Source organism: Cutibacterium namnetense, from assembly GCF_001642025.1.
GTDB classification, from domain to species: domain Bacteria; phylum Actinomycetota; class Actinomycetes; order Propionibacteriales; family Propionibacteriaceae; genus Cutibacterium; species Cutibacterium namnetense.
The window spans coordinates 530,189-550,133 of sequence record NZ_LWHO01000001.1 but is presented as its reverse complement, the minus strand read 5'-3'; the positions used below and the strand labels follow the sequence as shown (position 1 = coordinate 550,133).

The following is a 19,945-nucleotide window of genomic DNA, read 5'->3' as shown; positions in this document are numbered from 1 at the left end:
CCTTAGTTGCGGTGTGTTGTCAGGTCAGAGATAGCTCGGGCGAGTTCAGCGTGGGTCTTCGGGTCACGGACCGCGAGCCTGATCCAGGTGGGTCCGAGCCCAGGAAACGTCTCCCCGCGCCTCACCGCGAAACCGCGCTCGACGAGAGGCTGGCGTATCGAGTCCCCGCTGAGGGACGATGTGTTGACCAAAACGAACGGCGCCTCAGAGTCAACCACGCTCAACCCGAGGCCGTTGAGCTTCTCAACAAGGTCGGCGCGAGCGGCCGGGATGTCGTCGCGCAGCTCGCCCCGAAAACGTCTGGCTTCCTCGCAAGTGCAGGCGATCATGGCTGCGATTGCTGGAGTCGACACCGACCATGGAGTCTGGTGGGCTGCCAACCGCGAGACGAGGTGCCGATCACCGACGACATATCCGGCCCGGATCCCGGCCAGACCATAGGTCTTTGTCAGGGACCGTAGAACAAGGAGGTCATCCATGCCGCTTCCGATGAGGGACTGGGACTCGTCGGTGGCGTCCATGAAGGCCTCGTCAACGACGAGAATTCTTCCGGGACGGCGCAAGGCCAGCAGGTCGGTAGCCGGGTGCAGCCTGCCAGTGGGATTCGTCGGGTTTCCGACAATGACGAGGTCAGCGTCATCGGGGACGAGTACCGGATCGAGGGCGAACCCGTCGGAAGCTTTAAGGATGTGCCGACTAACGTTCATCCCAGCCGCTCTCAGAGCAGCTTCGGGCTCGGTGAACTGGGGGTGGATGACGACTGCGTGCCGGGGTTTGAGTGCGGCGACCAGCGGGAAGGCCTCTGCGGCACCTGCGGTGGGCAGCACCATGTCGGTCGGCACCCCGTGCAGGGCTGCCAGGGCCTCACGACCCGGCGTGGCGTCGGGATAGCGGGCCCAGTCATGTTCGGTGGACGTGATGGCGTCGCGAAGCCACTGCGGCGGCTCGCTCACGCGGACGTTGACAGCCAGGTCTACCAGGCCCTCGGCGATGTCACGGTCCCCATGATGGTCGAGATCGGGCTCAACGCCTTGCCCATCTCGACTCTCGTAAAACCTCGCCACCTCCCGGGCAAACCACGCTGCTTGGCTGGGTTGGCCAGCCCAGTGCAGGTGCAGGTAGGACGCCTGAATCGTGGGTCGGCCCAGCCCACCCGGATCTCCCAAGGCCCCCTCAGCGCGGTCGGTGCCATCGGGCATCGTGATATGCCACGCCGGGTCGAGGTCGGCCAGCGGAGTCGTCGTAGTGCGGTGGAATTCGTGGCCAACAACGCTGATGGAGTCACGGGTAGCGACGCGGTATCCCATCGTGAGCCGTTTTGCCATGGCCGCATCCATCGGCAACACACCAGCCATCTCGTGCCCGTCAAGCTGACGGCACAGATACAGCAACCCGGCACACTCAGCGACGATCGGCATCCCGGCCTCAGCGTGGGACCGCACGTCCGCTGCCAGCTCCGAGTTGGTTTCTAAATCGGTGGCGTGTACTTGGGGGAAGCCACCCCCCAAGTACAGCCCTTGGATGTCGTCAGGGAGGCGCCGATCACTAAGGGGATCAACGTCAACGACCCGAAACCCTGCCGCAGTCAGCATCTCAGTGGTCTCGGGGTAGCGGAAGGTGAAAGCTCGTCCGGCAAAGATGCCCACAAGCGGCGGTTCATGGTAACAATGGCCTCGCCAACCCGCGGATTCCAGGGCGGCAGCGGGATCCCATGGCTCGACGTCGAGGTCGGGGGCGCCGGCAGCCAGATCCATGACCGCCTCAAGGTCGACGTGTTCCGCAATGAGGTCCCCCAACCCGGCAACCTTGGCTGCGGAGTCCTCCCATTCCCCCGCCGGCACGAGACCGAGGTGGCGCGACGGCACGAAGATGGACTCAGTACGCGGGATCTGTCCGAGCACCGGGATGCCCAGGCGGGCTAAGCCGCGAGCGACTTCGGCACCGTGGCGCGACGAGGCCACCCGGTTAAGGATCACGCCCGCAACGGTGACGTCAGGGTCAAACGTCGCCAAACCGGCCACGACGGCGGCATGGGTGAGCGAGGCATGTGCGGTGTCGATGACCACGACAACCGGGGTTCGGGTCGTCGTGGCGATTTCGGCGCTGGAGCCGCGGCCAGTCCCAAGCTGGCCGTCGAAGAGCCCCATAACCCCCTCAATGACCGCGACATCAGCCCGGTCAGGGGTGACGAAACCGTGGGCTAGCAGGGGGGCCATGAGCTCGTCACCGCACATCACGGAGTCGAGGTTGCGACCGGGACGTCCACTCGCCATCGAGTGGTATCCCGGATCGATGTAGTCCGGCCCGACCTTGAAAGGGGCCACCGTCCGGCCACTGGCGCGAAGCGCCGCCATGAGACCAGTGGCAACAGTCGTCTTGCCGCCACCAGAGGCTGGGGCAGCGATGAGAATTCGTGGCAGCCGCATCACCACTCGATTCCTGCCTGGCCACGCTGACCGCTGTCAAAGGGGTGCTTGATCTTCGTCATTTCGGTGACGATATCCGCCACCTCGATGAGCGCGTGGGGTGCTCGACGGCCAGTAATGACGACGTGCTGGGTTCCGGGGCGGTTGACCAGGGTCTCGACTACTTCCTCGACGTCGAGCCATCCCCAATCCATCGGGTAGGTGAACTCGTCAAGGAGGTAAAAGTCGAGAGCTTCGTGAGCCAGCAGATCAGACACGTGGCGCCATCCCTCGCGAGCGGCAGCCTCAGGGGTCTGCGCGGCATCAAAGGATCGCGCCCAAGACCATCCGGTACCCATCACTTCCCAAGTGACTGGGCCGCCGACTCCGGTTTCCTCATGTAGCTGCCCGAGGGCTCGAAGAGCGTCTTCCTCACCAACGTGCCAGCGTCCGGACTTCACAAACTGAAAGACCCCAACTCGCCAGCCCTGGTGCCAGGCACGCAGGGCGGTTCCCATGGCCGCCGTCGTCTTTCCCTTACCCTCACCGGTGTTGACCGCCAGCACCGGGCGTAACCGCCGCTGCCTCGTGGACAGTCCGTCGTCGGGTTCGGCGCTAGTGCGCGCGTGCGGCATGAACGACCTCCTTGCGGGTCCGCGCCCGTCGTGTCGCGGAATTTCCGTGACATGACCTGCGGGATAGACCTGGCTTGCGCTGGGACGCTCACAGTGGCGGGACCGCTCCGGATTCGCACCGGATTCCTCCCGCGGGTCTGATCCGATTCTGTCATATTGATTGTGTTGTTCTCACACCACACTGCCCTAGGCTTCCCACATGACCCATGATCCTGACGCCACCCTTCTCGGACGTACCCCTGGCCTGGACGAACAGCATTTCGTCCATGACGGCCTCATCACTAAGCACCCGGTACGCGCGGTCGCTATGGCCGCACTGCGACCCATGCCGGGGCAGCTGCTGTGGGATCTGGGGACCGGGGCTGGGTCCATCGCAGTGGAATGGTGCCGCACCGATCCGAGTTGCCGGGCCCTTGGAGTAGAGCGCAAGGTGGAGCGGGCCGCCAACGCCCGTACTAATGCCGCCGAGCTCACCTTGCCTGGGCAATTCGAGGTTATTGAGGCTGACTTGACGAAGGGTCTACCCGAAGGGCTCCCTGACCCAGATGCCATCTTTATTGGCGGCGGTGCCACCGAAACCCTCGTGGCCCAGTGCCGACCTCGCCTACCCATCGGAGGGCGCCTTGTCATTCACGGGGTGACGATGGAGGCGGAGATGCTAGTGGAGGCTTTGCACCGAGATCTGGGCGGGAACCTCATGAGGTTCGGAGTCGAGACCGCCGACAACATCGGACGACTACGCGGCTGGAAGCCGGCCCGCACTGTCGTGGCATGGACCTGGCAACGCGCTGAGTGACTATCCCAGCGGGGGATCAAATCTGGGAAGCCAGCAGGCAAGCTGCCCTCATCTGTTCCCCGGTGGGACGCACGTGCCGCGACGCCGCCGAGACACGGATGTAGCCGCCAGTAGCGGGGAAGCAGATAAAGCGGTCGGTTGGGAACCCGACCCGGGAAGGATCCTCCAGACCGACGTCGGTGCGCATGGTGGTGGCATCCTGTATGACAGCTTCCCCCGACGGTGGGGTTCCGTCCACCCAAGCTCCGGCCTCGGCGCCGACCAGACCAGCCAGACGCTGAGCAACCTCGTCACGAGTCATTCCCCCCGACCTCGCGTCCAGAGCGTATGTGACATATCCCTGTCTCCGCTCCGCCAGGTCAGACGCCGTCAGCGCCCACCGCGAGATGCCCGCGATAGCGGCACCGACGACAAATAGCGCGATCGTCACCTCAATGTCAGGGCGCGAGGCGATCTTCATGCTCCGGTAGGGGTAGGTGAGGAAGAAGTCAAAGCCGACGGCACTGACGACGATGACCAGGATGTCGGCCAGCCACGACCCTCTCAGACAGACGATAACGATGACGATAACAAGCACGAGGGCCGCCGCTGGTGCGACGAAGACGTCGATGAGGGCGCTCAACACCGCACAGACGGCGATCGGCACGGCGACTGCGCCGATGAGCAGCGCAGCACTCGACGATGATCTGTTCATGGGGTCCATCGAACCACCGCTGTACTCAAACCGCCAAGATCGCTGCGTCGCACCTTTACCATCAATTCGAGGGAGCTGGCGAGGGGCTGTCGGACAGCATCGCCACGACCTCGTCCATCGTCCTGGGAAGATCCCGAGCATCGAGTCGACGGGCGAGCTCGAGGGGCCACGGGATATGCAGATGCGCCCGCCCCACCAAGTCAGCGTCGGCAAGCAACTCGTCGATCGGCCCTTGATGCACCTGACCATCGACGACAATCACGGCCTCCTGAGCCCACGCGAGAGCTAGGTCGACATCGTGGGTGGCCATCGCCACCGTCGTTCCGTGATCGCGCAGCCGATCCAGGGCCTCCAACATCTGCGTGACTCCGACCGGGTCAAGTCCGGCAGTAGGCTCATCAAGGAGCAACAAATCCGGGCGCATGGCCACAGCGCCGGCAACAGCGACCCTCTTACGCTCACCGTAAGACAGCTGATACGTGGCACGCTCGGCCAAGTGGCTGGCCCCGAGCAGTTCTAGAGCTTCGGAGACCCGATCTCGCACCTCGTCAACGTCGAGGCCCATATTCATGGGGCCGAAGGAGACATCCTGACTGACGTCGGCGCTAAAGAGCTGGTCGTCAGGATCTTGCAGCACCAACTGGACGGCTCGCCGATGCTCACGCAGTTGGGCACGACCGTAGCTGAGCACGGAATTGCCTCTCACGACGTGGCCCTTGACAGGCTTAAGAGAGCCGGACAGGCAGCGCAAGAGAGTCGTCTTGCCGGACCCATTAGCTCCCAGGATCGCTACGCGGACCCCGGCACGAAAGGAAACATTAACGTCGGTCAGCACCATAGGACGGCCAGGGTGGGTGGCGTACAGGTGCTCGGTCGACAGCAGGACCTCGGGACTCATCTGAAAATCCTTCCGGTCGTCGTCCAGCTGATCACCCACAGGACGGCGATGGCGATGACGACGATGATCTTGTATCGCACCGAACCGGTGCGTTTGATGGGCAGGGTGACCAATGCGGCCTCGAAGCCACGATTGACGAGTCCATCGTTGAGACGATTAGCCCTCGTCCATGCCCGGATCCCCACTGATCCCAGCAAAGCAGCTGTGTTGTTCATGCGCCGATTGAACCCCCCGAATCGTCCTGCCGGGGCATCGCCGAGGCGAGCGTGCTGGGCCTCGCTAGCCGTCACAACGGTATCGAGTAACACGAATATGAGTCGGTAGGTCAAAGACGCTATTTCCAGCAGCGGGTCAGGGATATGGAATTTCCTCAGCCAGGTGAGGAGATCAACCATCGGCGTGGTCACTGCCAGCACCATGAGGGTGAGGGTGCCGCATACGCCGTGCTCAATCAGGGACATCGCCTGGGCGCTGGAAACCGGCCCAACGCTGAACGCCCCGGCATGCCACCAAACCGTTCCGACGGGGGTCGATCCAAGACTGACCAGGACGGAGATGCCACCGATAATGAGGAAGACCAGCGGGGCAACGACCGCCTGCCATAGCACCCGTCCAGCAATGTGAGCTGGCCCTAGAATGACGATCACGCTGAGGATCCCAGCCAACAACGCCCCGGGCCAAATACCAGAGCCTACGACCGGGCTCACCCACCGCGAAGCCTCCATTGACGGGGTACACAGGGCGGTCAACAGCAGGGCCGTCGACAGAGCAACCTTTTCTCCGACTGGACGACGCCGCCAGGGGGAATCCCAGGCGGCGTCGTCGAGAGAGGTAATCGTCATGACTTGGCAGTCGAGTTGGCTTCCGACGAGGTGACAGCGGCCTCGGGCACGTCGTCAACACTATGGAGATCAGACGCGTGCTCAGCCTCCTCACGGCCCTTCACGCGCCCGCTCATACGCCCCAGAGCATATCCAACTATGCCAGCACCCAGGGCTGCCTGGAGAGCGAACAGACCGGACTCAACCTCAGAGGAATTCGGCTCGAAGATCGGCTCGATCCACTTCTTGGCGCCGGCCTTCTCAGCGGCCTCTGCAGCAGCGTCGTCAGTTCCTCCGAAACCTTCCTCGCCACCGCTGGTCTTTTTGGCACCGAGGACCATACATATGACGAAGAGAGCAACCACGAGGATGATGATGACCGGGGTGACCCACTTGCTCTTGCCGGTCAGCGAGCTATCCCGACGGGCCTTAGCAATAGTGTTCTCAGGCATGAGCCACCTCCGTGTTGTCGCCGAGGACGCCAAGCTGCCGGAGCTGCGGGGCTGCGACCTTGGCAAGGAAACGGAACAACAGGATGCCCAGGAGACCCTCAATGAGGGCCAGCGGAACCTGAGTCATGGCGAAAATGCCGAGGAACTTGCCGACAGCTCCCCAGAAACCACCCGCAGGATCCGGGAAGGCAAAAGCCAGCTGGAAGCTAGTAACAACGTAGGTGATGAAGTCGGCGAAGACCATGCACAGGAAGATCGCCAACGCGTCAGGTCCATGGAGTTTCTTAGTGAGTTTGTAGAAGGCGTAACCGGCCCATGGTCCAGCAATGCCCATAGAGAAGGTATTGGCACCGAGAGTGGAGATGCCACCATGAGCCAATAACAGTGCTTGGAAGATCAGCACGATCATTCCCAAGAATGCCATGACCGGTGGTTTGAACAGCGCCGCCCCAACTCCCGTTCCGGTAGGGTGCGAGGACGATCCCGTAACGCTGGGCAGCTTGATGGCCGAGAGTACGAAGGTGAAAGCACCCGCGGTGGCGAGCAGAAGCTTGTTTTCGGGGTGCTCCTTGACTTCCTTGACGACCCGGTAGCCGCCATGAACGACGAACGGTGCAGCTGCGGCATACCAAACCGCACACTGGGCCGGCGAGAGAACCCCCTCAGCAATGTGCATGAGGTGTCATCTCCTTTCTCGGGATTCGCGTCCCGTCCTGGAAAGGCCTGACGTGCATGGCAGATCTGACTTTCGAACCGCATAGGATCGTTCACAGTGGCGCGTCCGTGCCGGCGCTTCCCGGCTTCAACCACGTCATCAGGACATTCTCGAGTTGTACACAGAACAGTTAAACACACCCACTGCAGAATTTGTATCCGAGGGTTGCCTAAGAATGGTTCTCTCTCGCTGCAGCGCAATGGTCTGGTGCTACTCTTCTACGAAGGCCCTATAAGTCTTCGCCGTCGTCAGGAGCAAGATCGTGGACCACGTGTACGTCAACAATGGATCCGACATTTACCGCGAGTCCTTCCGCATTATTCGCTGCGAGGCGAACTTGGATCGCTTCCCCACTGACGTCGAGGGAGTCGTCGTCCGCATGATCCATGCCGCGGCCGATCCGGCCATCGCAGACGACATCGCTTTTACTCCCGGTGTGGTGACGGCAGCTCGCAAGGCGCTAGGCGAGGGTGCACCAATTCTGTGTGATTCCTCCATGACGGCCACCGGCATTATCCGATCCCGACTGCCGCGCGACAATGAGACGATCTGCTACATCAAGGATCCTCGCCTGGCCGAGATCGCTCGGGCAAAAAGCATGACGAAGACCTGCGCCGCGGTGGACTTGTGGGCCGAGGAAGGCAAGCTCGACGGGGCCATTGTCGCTATCGGCAACGCCCCCACCGCCCTATTCCGGGTGCTTGAGGTGTGCGAAGAGACCGGCGCTCGCCCAGCAGCCGTCGTCGGCATTCCGGTCGGGTTCGTCGGCGCAGCGGAATCGAAGCAGGCCCTCGTCGACTCGAAACTGGGGCTGGAGTACCTCACCCTGCTGGGACGACGCGGCGGTTCGGCGATTGCAGTAGCCGCCGTTAACGCCATCGCATCGACCGATGAGTTGACCAACAGCCATCGCTGACGGCAGCGAATCGCTCTTTCCAGGACAGCGAATCGTCATTCTAGGTACGGCGTTTTGCTGATTCAGCGGTAGCAAACTGCTACTGTCTTAGCATGCAGCTGTTACAGCGCAACATCACTGCTTGGGTGCAAGAGTTACTGGACATCTCACCAATCGTGGTCATCGAAGGCGCTCGACAGGTCGGCAAATCGACATTGACAGGCATGATTGACGACGCCAACACCACATTCACCACCATGGACGATGACCTCACCCGCACGTTCGCCCATGACGATCCGGCGGGCTTCCTTAGCTCGGCCAAAGAGGGGCGTCTCGTGATTGACGAGATCCAACGTTGCCCAGAGCTCATCCTTCCACTCAAGGCCGTCGTGGATAACGACCGTCGCCCCGGTCGCTTCGTACTCACTGGCTCAGCAAACCTGCTGAGACTTCCCGGCGCCCAGGATTCTCTGGCCGGACGCGCCATGACCGCCCGGCTACATCCATTTAGCCAAGGAGAGTTAGAAGGGCATAAGGAGGATTGGGTCAGTTGGTTGCTCAGCCCGGACCGAAGAACAGCCCCAGAAGCCGACCGTTCAGACGTCATCACGCGCCTCACAGTCGGGGGATACCCACTCGTTCAGTCCATGTCACCTCGTGTACGAACCGCATGGCTCAAGGACTACGCCAACAGACTGGTCCAGCGAGATGCCTCCGACATGGCACAGACCCGAATCCCCATCCTTGGCCAGTTACTCCAACTGCTGGCGGGTGCCCCCGGGGCCGAGCTCGTCCAGGACAGGCTTGCGCAGAAACTCGAGGTGACGCGCGGGACCGTGGTTCGCTATTCAGATCTCTTGGAATCCTTGTTCCTTATCCACCGTTTGCCGGCGTGGTCCCGCAATCTCACGAAACGACAGATCCAGCGTCCCAAAGTGTTCCTCACCGACACGGGACTCAACGCCGCACTGTCAAATATGGACGCCGCCCACCTGAGCTCGATGCAGGGTGCCGACCACCTTGGTCCTCTACTCGAACAGTTCGTGGTTTGTGAGTTGCTGCGGCAACGAGGATGGTCGGCAACACCCTTTAAACTTTTCCATTATCGGGATCGCCAAGGTGCCGAAGTAGACATCATCGTGGAGACTCCGACAGGCATTATCGCGGTAGAAGTGAAATCTGCTGTTGCGGCCACTGCCCGGCACTTCCAGCACCTCAAGGCTCTCCGAGACCGGCTTGGTGACGAATTCCTTGCCGGTATCGTCTTGACAACCAGCACGGGGCAAAAAGCCGGCGATCGGCTCGAATCGCTTCCCGTCTCGTCGCTGTGGTCGTGATGAGACGAGACTCGGCCACATAAACCGGTCGAAGCTTCATCCCGAAGGTTATGGCAGCAGGACGGCCCAGATTCCTCAGCCCTCGTGCCCCGGCACGGATGCGGGGATGGTGAGTTGCGGCTTGATTGACGATTTGGGCTCTAACCCCCACTTCTCCAAACTGACCCGCAGGTGCTCGGCAGCATCAATGTTGAGGGGGCCGGAGGTCCACATAGCGTAGGGAAGGTTCAGGAAGCGTTTTTTCTGCACCGCAGCAAGATTCTTGGTCGCCGGGTTAGATTGCAGGATCTTTACCTTCTCGGAGAAGGGCTGGGCATCGTAATCAACAAAGGCGATGGCGTCAGGTTTGAGGGTCGCCACTTTCTCCCAGCCGATCCTCACCCACGTATCGTTAACGTCGTGGGTCGCATTCTGCCCACCGGCAGCGTTGATAATGGCTTGCGGACCGCCTTTGTTGCCACTAGTGAGAATGGTGTCCTTAGCTGAATCAAAAAGCAGAACCACAGGGGTTTTCGCAGCCTTCGGAGCTTTGTTGAGAGCGTCAAGTCGGTCGTCGAGATCCTTGACTGCCTTCTTCCCCGTCGGTTCATTGCCGGTGAGCTTGGCAAGGTTGCCCAGATCGGTACGGACGGCGTCCCACGGCTGCATGACGCCACGAGCCTTCTCGCTGCCCTTCTGCCGACAAGATTCGCTGAGCAGGTAGCTGTTGATGCCTCGCTCATGGAGCTTGTCGGGAGTGAGGTTTCCCTCCTCAGAGAATCCATAGTTCCAGCCCGCGACAACGACGTCGGGCCTGTTAGCGATGATCGATTCCAGTGTCGGATACCCCTTGACAGCCTCATGCAAATTGTTGATGACATTTGAGCCGTACTTGGCGGCAAGGATCGTCTTGTCATCACCTAGTGAACTCACAGCAGCAATCTGCTTGACGGCCCCCGCACTGAGGGCCGTCGCGATGATATTGCCGTCATTAACATAGAGGCGCTGGGCGACCTTGGGATACGTCACCTTGTTCCCACAGTTAGTCAAGGTGACTTCGGATGAGCTCTTGGCATTGTCGCCCTTGGGAGTGGATCCATTACTGCATCCGGCAAGAGCTACGGCCAGGCACGCGACCATGGCGATAGGCAAACGGGGGATAGACACTTCAGACTTCCTTTCTGGGGGGTTCGGGCAGCGCTGCGGTACAGACGAGCTCCCGGCTGCCCTCAGGAGTGGTGACATGATGCGCAACAACATGGAATGCCGCCGCCACGTTCGACGGACTGAGCGCCTCCTGCGCGGGTCCCGCGGCGAGGACCCCACCGTCGGCCAAGACGACCACGCGATCGAAGTGGGAAGCCGCCATGCTGAGGTCATGGATAGTGGCCACGACCGTCCGGCCACTAGCACGCAGCGTCTCCAACAACTGCAACTGATGCCGCACATCGAGGTGATTAGTCGGTTCGTCCAGCAGAATGAGGTCGGCCCCTTGGGCCAGTCCACGAGCGATGACGGCACGTCGCCGTTCACCGCCCGACAAGTGGTCACACCGGCGGTCGATCAGATGATCCAACCCAACCAAAGCCAACGCATCACGAATGATCGCACGCTCGCAACGCTGCCCAACCTGCCACGGCTTCCGATGCGGGGTGCGTCCCAGCGCCACCATCTCTCCCAGCAGGAGATCCGGGGAAGGAGATTCCTCCTGTCCGACGAACGCCATGAGCCGAGCCCGCTGCATGGGTGTGTACTGGCTCGCAGACTTCCCATCGAGCAGAACATCCCCGGCATTGACCTTTCTGACGCCGGCGATGGATCGCAACAACGTGGACTTACCCACACCATTGACCCCGACAATGGCGGTGAGCTTTCCCGCTTCTGCGGTGAAGCTCACGTCGTCGACGATGACGCGATCACCGATCCGGCACTGCACATTGCGAACGTCAAGACACGTCATGATTCACTCGAGAATCGGTATTGGCTGCGACCCATGAGGTACAGGAAGATGGGCGCACCAATGAATCCGGTTACGACGCCGAGGGGCACTTCTTGCGGAGCCGCAATAACTCGCGCACCGACGTCCACCCACAACAGGAACAGGCTGCCGACAGCGGCAGCGATTGGGAGCATCGACCTATGACTGGCTCCCACGAGCAATCGAGCCATGTGGGGGATGACAAGCCCCACGAACCCGATGCCGCCGGAAACGGCCACGAGCACTCCGACGAGCACTGAATTACCGACGAACAGCGCCTTGCGGACGCGCGTGTCAGGTATGCCCAGGGAACGCGCGACGTCAGTGCCGGCTGCCAGGGCGTCGAGCCATCCAGAGAACGCGATCATGAGCACGGCGATGACAACAGTGACAAGGGCCGCCACCCACAGGCTGTCCCAGGTGGCACCCGCAACCGACCCCAGCATCCAGAACAGCACCGACTGCGCCGCGCGCGGGTCAGGACTCCGGAAGACGAGGAAACTCGCCAACGCCGAGAACGCCGAGGACAGCACCACACCCGACAACACCAACCGCAGCGGCGTCATCCCACCTTGCGCCATCGAGATGAGATAAACCAGTGCAGCCGCCGCCAAGGCCCCAGCAAGGGCACCAAGAGTGAGGCGGTGAGTCCCCCACGAAGAGAACATCCCCAAAGCGATGACCGCGGTTGCTCCAACGCTCGCGCCAGCCGACACGCCCAGCAGATAGGGGTCAGCCAACGGGTTGCGCACCAAAGTCTGCATGCCACTTCCGGCCAGGGCGAGACCGGCCCCAACGATGACCGCCAGTAGTGCCCTCGGGGCACGCAGGTCCCAGACGATCACGTCGACCGTCGGATCGGGTCCCGGTTGGCCGGTCACTCGAGCCCCAACGGTGTCAAGGACTCCACGCAGCGGCAATGGTTCAGAACCGATGGCCAACGAGACGACGGTGCTGACGACGATGAACACGACGAGGAGCAGCAGCAGCGGTGTCACCGGCAACCTGCGGTCACGCTCAACCGACCGCCTCGAAGAGGACATGGCAGTTCCTTCTTGGTGCGAGGACCTTGATGCGAGATCCGGACGACACAACGCCGTACATGGGGGTCTTCGGACTTCGGATCACCCTCAGTCGGCCCTTCCCAGGATCACTCCCAGTGGTTTTGCCGACATCGTCACCGTCACCGCTGCGCAACAGTCCCGGAATCGCACCGGGTTCCCGCGGCCTCATCGGGGCCACACCATGCAGACTCATGGAAGGATATCAGGGACCTCCATTCCATGCCGCACAGCCCCTGACAAGACCATCTCCCGCATTTCCAGGAAGATTCTCTTGATTCCCTCTCCGCGTTCCTGAGTGATTCCGAGGTCCGCTGCTCCGCATCAGGTAGACGCACGAAGCCGTACTTCCGGCGTCACCGCGACAGGCAGCTACAACTGTGGACGCTCGACGTGAAACATGGACGCCCGCGAAGGAATCCCGCTGCCTGCCACCGGAAACCGTCCGCCACGATCCACACTCGGAAAGCCCCGGACACTGCAACTCACACTTCAATTCACACTGCAAAACTTGGAGTGTGAATTGAAGTGTGACGTTCCCACACTGCGAATATGACCAGCCTGTCATGACGATGAGGTGCGGGACGTCGCAACATGGGACCGCTCATTGCTTACCCCCAGAGGGCGTCACCCTCCCAGGTTCCCGTCGACACCACCGGGACGACCTGTCCGGTGACAACTGAGCCTTCATGAGGCACCCGAGGAAGGTTCGCGGGCACGGCCAGGGTCATAGGAATCGAGGTGTCCCCCACGATCCGGTACCAGTCCACCCCGGTCAGCGCGTTCGTGCGCTTCTCGACCTTCTTGCACACCATCGTCATCTCAGCGACGGCGCTAGCCTCGCCACGGGTAGCACGACCGGCATTGATCTCGAGAAGCCACGGGCTAATGAGGGTCCCAGCGGCGAACTGCAGCTCTCCGGAACCTCCTAGCGAGCCCTCGTGGGAACGCCCGTACTCCTCCTCAGATTCAAAAACTCGCAACATCTGGTTAGCGACCGCGCCCACACGTAGATGCTCGATGAAACGCGGGGTGTCATCGCCGGGCTCGGGGCACAACGGCACCTCGACCGGATCGTCAACGTTAGCCAGAAACCGCGCCAGGTGCGTGCGATTCGCCGTCGGCAGTTTCAGGACAGATTCCCCGGTAAGCATCGAGGCAAGGCCGGCGTGGGAATAGATGTCGACCAATGCCACCGCTGGGCTGAATCGCACCAGATCTGCCGGATGGGTCGTCGGGGCGACAACGGAGGCCATCGTCTCCATCTCGTCATGACCCTTCTGCTTCATAAGCGCCAGCCGCGCTCCAGACGGGTCGGTGTAGGCAGCCAGCAAGTCAAATCCGCCGACATCCTCCACACCGACGGCACCAGCTTCAGCCGCAGAGTTGACCAGAGCGTCGAGATCAGGAGCGTCGAAGCCTAGGGCATGCAGATCGTGGGAAATCACCCGACGATGATAGGCACCATCACCCGTCACGGTCGGGCAATCCCACGACGTGTCATACGACCGGATCAGCCCTGCAGAGCGCGCAGCACTTCGTCACGAAGTCTGGCGGAGCGACGTGGGGTGCGATCACCGACGACGCTGACCGTCATACCGCCGGCCCGCTGAGTGGCCGGGGTAAAGGCACTACCCTTACGACCCTTGTCACCGCGCACGCAGAAGATGCCCCGACTGTCAGCCTCCTGGGCCACCAGGGCATTGACCTCAGGATCGTTGGTGAGTGCCTGGACGAACCAGACCCCATCGAGGTCCTCGACCTGGAAGGCCCGCCGCTCCAGATTGACCAGTCCTTTACGGGACATCCGGGTGAGCTGGATACCGGAGTTTGGGGCTACCACATGAACGTCCGCGCCAGCCTCCAACAACCGCACCACGCGACGCTCGGCCACGTGTCCAGCACCAACGACCAGCACCTTGCGCCCCTGCAGCCTCAGGCCCGACATATAGACCGGAGCCCCCTCCCCCAGACCGACTTCGTCAAGGGGCTCACGGTAACGATCAACGACGACGTCTGCGACTTCATCGCAGTCACCGATCACCGGGGCAATACGGATCTCGACTCCGGGGTGGCTAGCCTGCCAAGCTTCCACTTGCTCAGTCATCCATACATGCAGCAAGCCTGGGAACAGGAAATTACCCTGCACGACAATCTGGTCGGCCCCCTGTGCAGCTAAGGCAGACAGGGCTTCCGGAACCGACGGACGGGTCACCTGGATGAAAGCCGGCTCGACCCGCGACAGGTCGTTTTCCTCCCAAAACATTCGCGTCAAGGTGTAGTGGGAGGCGTTAGCGTCCGGCACCAGGGCACCGCGCCCCACCAACACCACGGCGGTGTCGCGAGAACGCCACTCCTCGCGTCCTTCGCCTGCGGCGAGGGTCTCGCTAAGACGGCGGCTGAGAGCCTTGCGCATCCGGACATCCGGCAGTAGCGGAGCAGAATACACCACCCGAGCGTCCCCTCGACCCTCATCAATCGCCTCCGGAATGTCCTCGCGGACGTGACCGCCGGTGTTGAACATCAGCGGAACGACAACGGCGGCTGCCGGCTCCTCGTCACCGTCAGCTTCCTCGGGCTTCTTGGGGGCCTGAGCGACGGCAGCACGGACAGCCTCCGGGATGCCAGGCTCAGCGAGCTCAACGAATCCCAGTTCCACTGGGATGCCGGGTAGTTTGCCGGCAATGCGTTCGGCCAAGGCACGGCACTCAGCCACACCTGACTTATCGCGAGTGCCGTGGGCAGCAATGACCAGTGGAGTCCCACTGGCGAGGGGATCGGTCATTTCGAATCCTTTGTGTCGGTGTCCTTCGTGAACTCAGGCATGCGAGTCGACTGGACCGGAGGCTTGGAAAGGTAAGTTTCCTCGTCGGCCTTGGGCAGGTCCTTGTGGGTGTAGTTCTTGCGAGCCTCACCAGAGACGTGCCCGTCCATCCAGTGGTAGTCACGCGGGGTGACCATGAGGCGTCGGCCGTCCCCGGAGCTGACGTACTTGGTCGTCGTCGAGCCAACAACCACCAGAGTCGTCATGCCGCACCACTCGGGCTTGAACTCTTCAAGGGTGGACATGATCACTTGCTGCTGGCGACGCTCAGCGTGGGAGACCAAGGCCACCGGGGTGGTGGGTGGACGGTGCTCGGCCATGATCGCCAAGGCATCGGGAAGCTGGTGGGTTCGGGTACGTGAACGCGGGTTGTAGAAGGTGGTGACGAGATCCCCCTCGGCAGCCGCTCTCACCCTCTTGAGGATGAGATCCCAGTCGGTGTGCAGGTCCGAGAGACTGATCGTGGCGTGATCATGGCCCAGCGGAGCACCGAGGATCGCCGAGATGGCGAGCTCGGCGGTGACACCGGGAACGATCTCGACGTCGATGCCATCGGTGCCCATCTCCAGGGTCGGGGAGGCCATGGCATAGATGGCCGGGTCGCCGCCGCACACGAAAGCCACGTTGCGACCGTCGCGGGTCGCGTCAATGGCCGCCTGGGTGCGCTCCTCCTCGGTGCCCATCTTGGTGGCCAGGATTGTGGCACCCGGACGCACCAGGTCGCGGATCTGACGGACGTAGGGGGCATAACCCGCTATGAAGGTGGCATTGCGGATGGCATCGACGGCGCGCGGGGTGAGAAGATCTCGCGAGCCGGGCCCGAGGCCGACGACCGAGAGGTGACCACGAGCCGGGATGCGACCGACGGCGCAGGTGGCCTCGGGAGTCTTGGTCTTGTGGACCAGCAGCTCGGCTCCCTGGCACAGCACGGCAGCCTCGCTGACACTCGGTGTGCCGACCTCGCGTGCGACGACGTCGGAGGGAGTCGGGACATCCTGGGCGGCCAGCTCCTCCGCGGACTCGGTGCGGTAATCGACGCCGAGCTGATTCGCCAGCTTCACGAGACCGAGCTCACCGGCCTTGACCTCGTGGGAGACCAGACGAGTGACCGATCCAAGAGCCAGACCGTTGTCAGCGAGGGTCTTCTCGAGAAGCTCTCGCAGCGGTTCGACCTCGGTGCCCTTGTTACATCCCATCCCGACGACCAGGCAGTTCGGGTGCAGGACGACGGTGGGCAGGTCGTCACCATGGTCAGTCCGAATTCGCTCTGCGACCCGCTCGGAGACGATGATTCGGGCGACCGGGGATTCAGCATCCTCGGTGACGTTCTTGGGCAGTGGGGGCAGCGGCCAGGGCTGTTCGCGGATGACCAGCACCGGGCGTCCGGCGATGATCGATCCGGTCACCCCGGCGACGTCACCCTCGTAGGCCCAGCCGAGCTGATCGAGGGCCGGGACACCGAGGGAGTCGGTGGCGGTGGACACGACGGCGGTGCCGCCGAGAGCCTCGGCGATGGTGCGGGAGAGTTCGTTGGCTCCACCGACGTGCCCACCCACCAACGGGATGGCGAAGCGTCCAGCCTCGTCAACGACAACCACTCCCGGGTCGGTTTTCTTAGACTCAAGTAGCGGGGCGATGATCCGCGTGGTAGCGCCCAAAGCCAGGTGGGAAATGATGAGATCGCACTCCCCCCACGCTGCGGCCAGGCCGGTGCGCGATGACCCGACGTACTTTTTCGTCTCACGCTTGAGGGCGTGGTCGATGGCCTCGGCATGGGCTGCGGCGGCGTCGGAGTTGATGATCTGTCCGATGATCGGATCACGGTCGGAACCGTCGGGGTTGGTGTCGACGCCGGGCTGGGGGGCCTCGGGAGCATTGACGTTGACGTCACCGGCCAGCTCCGGGTTGATGCCCAGGGCCGCCGGGGAGTCCGGATGATGCTCGAGGACCAGCACGACGTTGGGGCTGAGGATGTCCGCGTCAGCAATGACGGCCCTGGCTGCTTCCTCGTCGAGGACACGCACCCGCTGGCCCTCCTCACCGATCCTCTCAGCGAGGACGAAGGTCTTGCCGCGACCCGCGAGCCCGTCGACCAATTCCGCCAGGCCTCGGTTGGGGGCTGTCAGCACGCCCACCTTGGGATGGATCTTGGCAAGCCGGATGGCGGTCTCGATGTCCTTGGAGTGTGAGGAGACGAACTGGGCGTCGTCCCAGGGCAGGGCCACGGCGGCAAAAGCAGCCTGCAAGGAGGTCGGGGCCGTCACGACCTCGACCTTGAGACCGGCCTGGCGGATACGTCGCACCACACCGAAGAAGAGCGGGTCACCGGAGGCGATGACAACGACGTTGGCGTCGCCGGGCAGGGACTGAACTCGCTCGACGGCAGGGCCGATGAGGCCGAGCTTCTGACGCTTCTCGTCGGGAACGTTGAGGGCGTCAAGGTGACGCTGACCTCCGACGACGAGGTCAGCATCGGCGACCTCCTGACGCAAGGAGTCGGAAATGGTACCGAGATATCCGTGGACGCGAATCATGAATTGTCCTTCGTGTCGGAGTTCGTGGGGTTCTGGTCGTAGACGCCGCGAGTGCCGTGGGCCTTGAGGTCAGCGCGGGCCTGGGCGTCAGCTCCGCGGTATTCGTGACGGAAACCGGGGTGGTAGAGGTGACTGCGAGTCTTGATCGGGCCCTCTGCCAGGGCCGGTCCGACGAGGACGACGGCGTGCTTCCACAGCTTGTGGTTGCGCATCGTCTCCGAGAGGTGGGCCAGGTCGCAGCGGAACATGATTTCCTCGGGCCAGCTGACCGCGTACCCGATGATGCAGGGAGTCTCGGGCAGGTAGCCTCCCTCCAGCAGGGCATCCTGAAGAGCCTTGTTACGGGCCGCGGAAAGGTAGATCGCCATTGTCGCACCGTGACGGGCGAAGGAGGCGACGGTTTCCCCGTCGGGCATGGGGGTCCGCCCGCCCTCCAGTCGGGTGAGGACGAGTGACTGGGATACCTCTGGGACGGTGATCTCGACGTCCATCCGGGCGGCAGCGGCCGAGAAGGCCGAGATGCCCGGGATGGTCTCGAAGTCGATACCGATGCGACGACACAGGTCGCGCTGCTCGGCGGTGGCGCCATAGATGGACGGGTCACCGGTGTGGACCCTCGCCACCACCAGCCCCTCGTCACGGGCGCGGGTGTAGAGGGGCTCGAGGTCCTCCAGCGGGATGGAGGCGGAGTCAATGAGCTCGGCTCCCGCCTTGTGACGGGCCACCATGTCGGGGTGAACGAGGCTGGAGGCCCAGATGATGATGTCAGCGGTCTCAATGACACGGGCTCCGCGCAGGCTCACCAGGTCCGGAGCGCCCGGTCCGGCACCGACGAAAACGACCCTGCCTGCTCCCTCGGGGATCTCCCGCCACGGTACCGGAGGCGGCTCGATGGCGTTGTGGTCCAGATCCTCCAAGACCCTCTCAGAGGCGTGCTGAGTGGGTCGTGCAGCTTGAGGTTCGTTCACAGTTTTCCTCCCGTGATGGTGCGCTCTGGAGTGGTGAGGACGGTCGAGAAGTACGGCAGAGCCTGAGTATCAGCGACCTCACCGAGGGTGACGATCTGCTCGGACTCCAGCGTGACGTCGGTGCCGATGACAGCCTGACGATCCCGCTGCCGCAGCTGCTCGACAACGTCTGGGAGTTTGCGTCCCCCCTTGTAAATCGCCACTGAGTCGACGAGGTCGAGGACCTGGCCAAGTTTTTCCATCCCGACGGTGGCGGGGACGAGGGCCAGGACCTCCTTGCCCTCCACCAGCGGGCGCCCGGACGCCGCCGACAGGGCCTGCATGGCGGTGATACCTGGGCTCAGCTCGACGCTGACGTCGGGGAGTCTCTCCTCGACGTTGGCGCGCAGGTAGGTGAAGGTGGAAAAGACCGTCGGATCGCCGACGGTGGCCAGGGCAACAGTGCGAGCCCCTTCGTCGAAGGCCGTGATCGCCGCATCGGCGGATGCCTGCCAGGAGGCCCTGCGCTTCTCGCCGACACCAGACCTCTCCCGCATGGAGAAGGGGATGCGCTTGATGCGCTCGACGATCTCCGGGGCGACGGCAGTGATGATGGTCTCGGCACGTCCGGGCCCGTCGGTGGTGGCCTCGGTGTAGGGCACGAGGATGACATCAGCCTCGCGCAGGATGCGCACGGTTCTCAGGGTGACCAGCTCTGGGTCACCCGGCCCCACTCCGACCCCGATGAGGGTTCGTCCCGACTTGTGGTCAGGATGTACAGGGGCATAGCTCATGACGGCCTCCTCAGGTGTCCTCGCCCGATGACGTGCGCAACGAACCGTTCGAGTGTCTGGCTGCCATCACCGCGGCGATGGTCACAGTGGCGGGACCGCGCCGGACTCGCACCGGCTTCCTCGAGATCGGTCGTTGTATCGATCCTCCCACATCGTGGCACCACACCATGACACGGCCGG

Annotated in this window: 18 protein-coding genes and 3 riboswitches; of the genes, 3 read left to right on the top strand and 15 right to left on the bottom strand. The window is 62.7% G+C overall.

All coding sequences use genetic code 11. The annotated features are described in order from the left end of the window. Positions 1-2: 2 nt before the first annotated feature. A complete protein-coding gene (locus A5483_RS02400; protein WP_063810969.1) occupies positions 3-2,426 on the bottom strand; it encodes a bifunctional hydrogenobyrinic acid a,c-diamide synthase/histidinol phosphate aminotransferase CobBC in 2,424 nt (807 codons plus the stop codon). Further along, positions 2,426-3,040 (bottom strand): cob(I)yrinic acid a,c-diamide adenosyltransferase, encoded by a 615-nt coding sequence (gene cobO, locus A5483_RS02395; protein WP_002549584.1) that lies wholly within the window; start codon positions 3,038-3,040, stop codon positions 2,426-2,428. Before cobO ends, A5483_RS02400 begins: the two co-directional genes overlap by 1 nt. 53 nt (positions 3,041-3,093) lie before the next feature. Further along, a riboswitch (adenosylcobalamin (AdoCbl) riboswitch) is annotated at positions 3,094-3,178 on the bottom strand. A 61-nt stretch (positions 3,179-3,239) separates the two neighbouring features. Here cobO and cbiT point away from each other — a divergent pair. Next, entirely contained in the window at positions 3,240-3,836 is a 597-nt protein-coding gene (cbiT, locus tag A5483_RS02390; protein WP_063810882.1) for a precorrin-6Y C5,15-methyltransferase (decarboxylating) subunit CbiT, read from the top strand. Positions 3,837-3,852: 16 nt separating this feature from the next. Here cbiT and A5483_RS02385 read toward each other — a convergent pair whose 3' ends face one another. The 5 genes from A5483_RS02385 to A5483_RS02365 are packed head-to-tail and all read right to left on the bottom strand — an operon-like array spanning position 3,853 to position 7,377. Then, positions 3,853-4,539, bottom strand: coding sequence for a DUF4118 domain-containing protein (locus A5483_RS02385; protein ID WP_063810881.1), 687 nt, complete (start codon positions 4,537-4,539; stop codon positions 3,853-3,855). A gap of 52 nt (positions 4,540-4,591) precedes the next feature. After that, on the bottom strand, positions 4,592-5,428 hold the full coding sequence (locus tag A5483_RS02380; RefSeq protein WP_002549490.1) for an energy-coupling factor ABC transporter ATP-binding protein: 837 nt from the start codon (positions 5,426-5,428) through the stop codon (positions 4,592-4,594). Further along, positions 5,425-6,270: a cobalt ECF transporter T component CbiQ gene (cbiQ, locus tag A5483_RS02375; protein WP_002549576.1), complete on the bottom strand. Its 846-nt coding sequence runs from the start codon at positions 6,268-6,270 to the stop codon at positions 5,425-5,427. Before cbiQ ends, A5483_RS02380 begins: the two co-directional genes overlap by 4 nt. Further along, on the bottom strand, positions 6,267-6,701 hold the full coding sequence (locus tag A5483_RS02370; RefSeq protein WP_002549512.1) for an energy-coupling factor ABC transporter substrate-binding protein: 435 nt from the start codon (positions 6,699-6,701) through the stop codon (positions 6,267-6,269). The genes cbiQ and A5483_RS02370 overlap by 4 nt, the downstream gene beginning before the upstream one ends. Beyond that, positions 6,694-7,377, bottom strand: coding sequence for an energy-coupling factor ABC transporter permease (locus tag A5483_RS02365; protein WP_002549650.1), 684 nt, complete (start codon positions 7,375-7,377; stop codon positions 6,694-6,696). Before A5483_RS02365 ends, A5483_RS02370 begins: the two co-directional genes overlap by 8 nt. Positions 7,378-7,678: 301 nt before the next feature. Between A5483_RS02365 and A5483_RS02360 the strand changes: the two genes are divergently transcribed. After that, a complete protein-coding gene (locus A5483_RS02360) occupies positions 7,679-8,332 on the top strand; it encodes a precorrin-8X methylmutase (RefSeq protein WP_002549585.1) in 654 nt (217 codons plus the stop codon). A 92-nt stretch (positions 8,333-8,424) separates the two neighbouring features. Then, a complete protein-coding gene (locus A5483_RS02355; protein ID WP_063810880.1) occupies positions 8,425-9,648 on the top strand; it encodes an ATP-binding protein in 1,224 nt (407 codons plus the stop codon). A gap of 75 nt (positions 9,649-9,723) precedes the next feature. Here the strand turns inward: A5483_RS02355 and A5483_RS02350 are convergent, their stop codons facing one another. From A5483_RS02350 to cobI, 8 genes are all read right to left on the bottom strand, one after another. Next, positions 9,724-10,794, bottom strand: coding sequence for an ABC transporter substrate-binding protein (locus A5483_RS02350; RefSeq protein ID WP_002549711.1), 1,071 nt, complete (start codon positions 10,792-10,794; stop codon positions 9,724-9,726). A 1-nt stretch (position 10,795) separates the two neighbouring features. Then, complete coding sequence (locus A5483_RS02345) at positions 10,796-11,587, bottom strand: ABC transporter ATP-binding protein (protein ID WP_063810879.1); 792 nt, start codon at positions 11,585-11,587, stop codon at positions 10,796-10,798. After that, a complete protein-coding gene (locus A5483_RS02340; protein ID WP_193790424.1) occupies positions 11,584-12,603 on the bottom strand; it encodes a FecCD family ABC transporter permease in 1,020 nt (339 codons plus the stop codon). Before A5483_RS02340 ends, A5483_RS02345 begins: the two co-directional genes overlap by 4 nt. A gap of 89 nt (positions 12,604-12,692) precedes the next feature. Beyond that, positions 12,693-12,868: riboswitch (cobalamin riboswitch) on the bottom strand. A gap of 409 nt (positions 12,869-13,277) precedes the next feature. Beyond that, positions 13,278-14,114, bottom strand: coding sequence for a VOC family protein (locus tag A5483_RS02335; RefSeq protein ID WP_063810968.1), 837 nt, complete (start codon positions 14,112-14,114; stop codon positions 13,278-13,280). A gap of 65 nt (positions 14,115-14,179) precedes the next feature. After that, a complete protein-coding gene (locus A5483_RS02330; protein ID WP_002549546.1) occupies positions 14,180-15,451 on the bottom strand; it encodes a CbiX/SirB N-terminal domain-containing protein in 1,272 nt (423 codons plus the stop codon). After that, a complete protein-coding gene (gene cobJ, locus A5483_RS02325; RefSeq protein ID WP_063810877.1) occupies positions 15,448-18,024 on the bottom strand; it encodes a precorrin-3B C(17)-methyltransferase in 2,577 nt (858 codons plus the stop codon). Before cobJ ends, A5483_RS02330 begins: the two co-directional genes overlap by 4 nt. Further along, complete coding sequence (gene cobM / locus A5483_RS02320) at positions 18,021-18,992, bottom strand: precorrin-4 C(11)-methyltransferase (RefSeq protein ID WP_063810876.1); 972 nt, start codon at positions 18,990-18,992, stop codon at positions 18,021-18,023. Before cobM ends, cobJ begins: the two co-directional genes overlap by 4 nt. Next, positions 18,989-19,717 carry a precorrin-2 C(20)-methyltransferase gene (gene cobI, locus A5483_RS02315; protein WP_420911585.1) on the bottom strand — a complete coding sequence of 243 codons (729 nt, stop codon included), beginning with the start codon at positions 19,715-19,717 and terminating at the stop codon, positions 18,989-18,991. The genes cobM and cobI overlap by 4 nt, the downstream gene beginning before the upstream one ends. Beyond that, positions 19,704-19,931: riboswitch (cobalamin riboswitch) on the bottom strand. (Overlaps the previous gene by 14 nt.) Between the last annotated feature and the right edge of the window lie 14 nt (positions 19,932-19,945).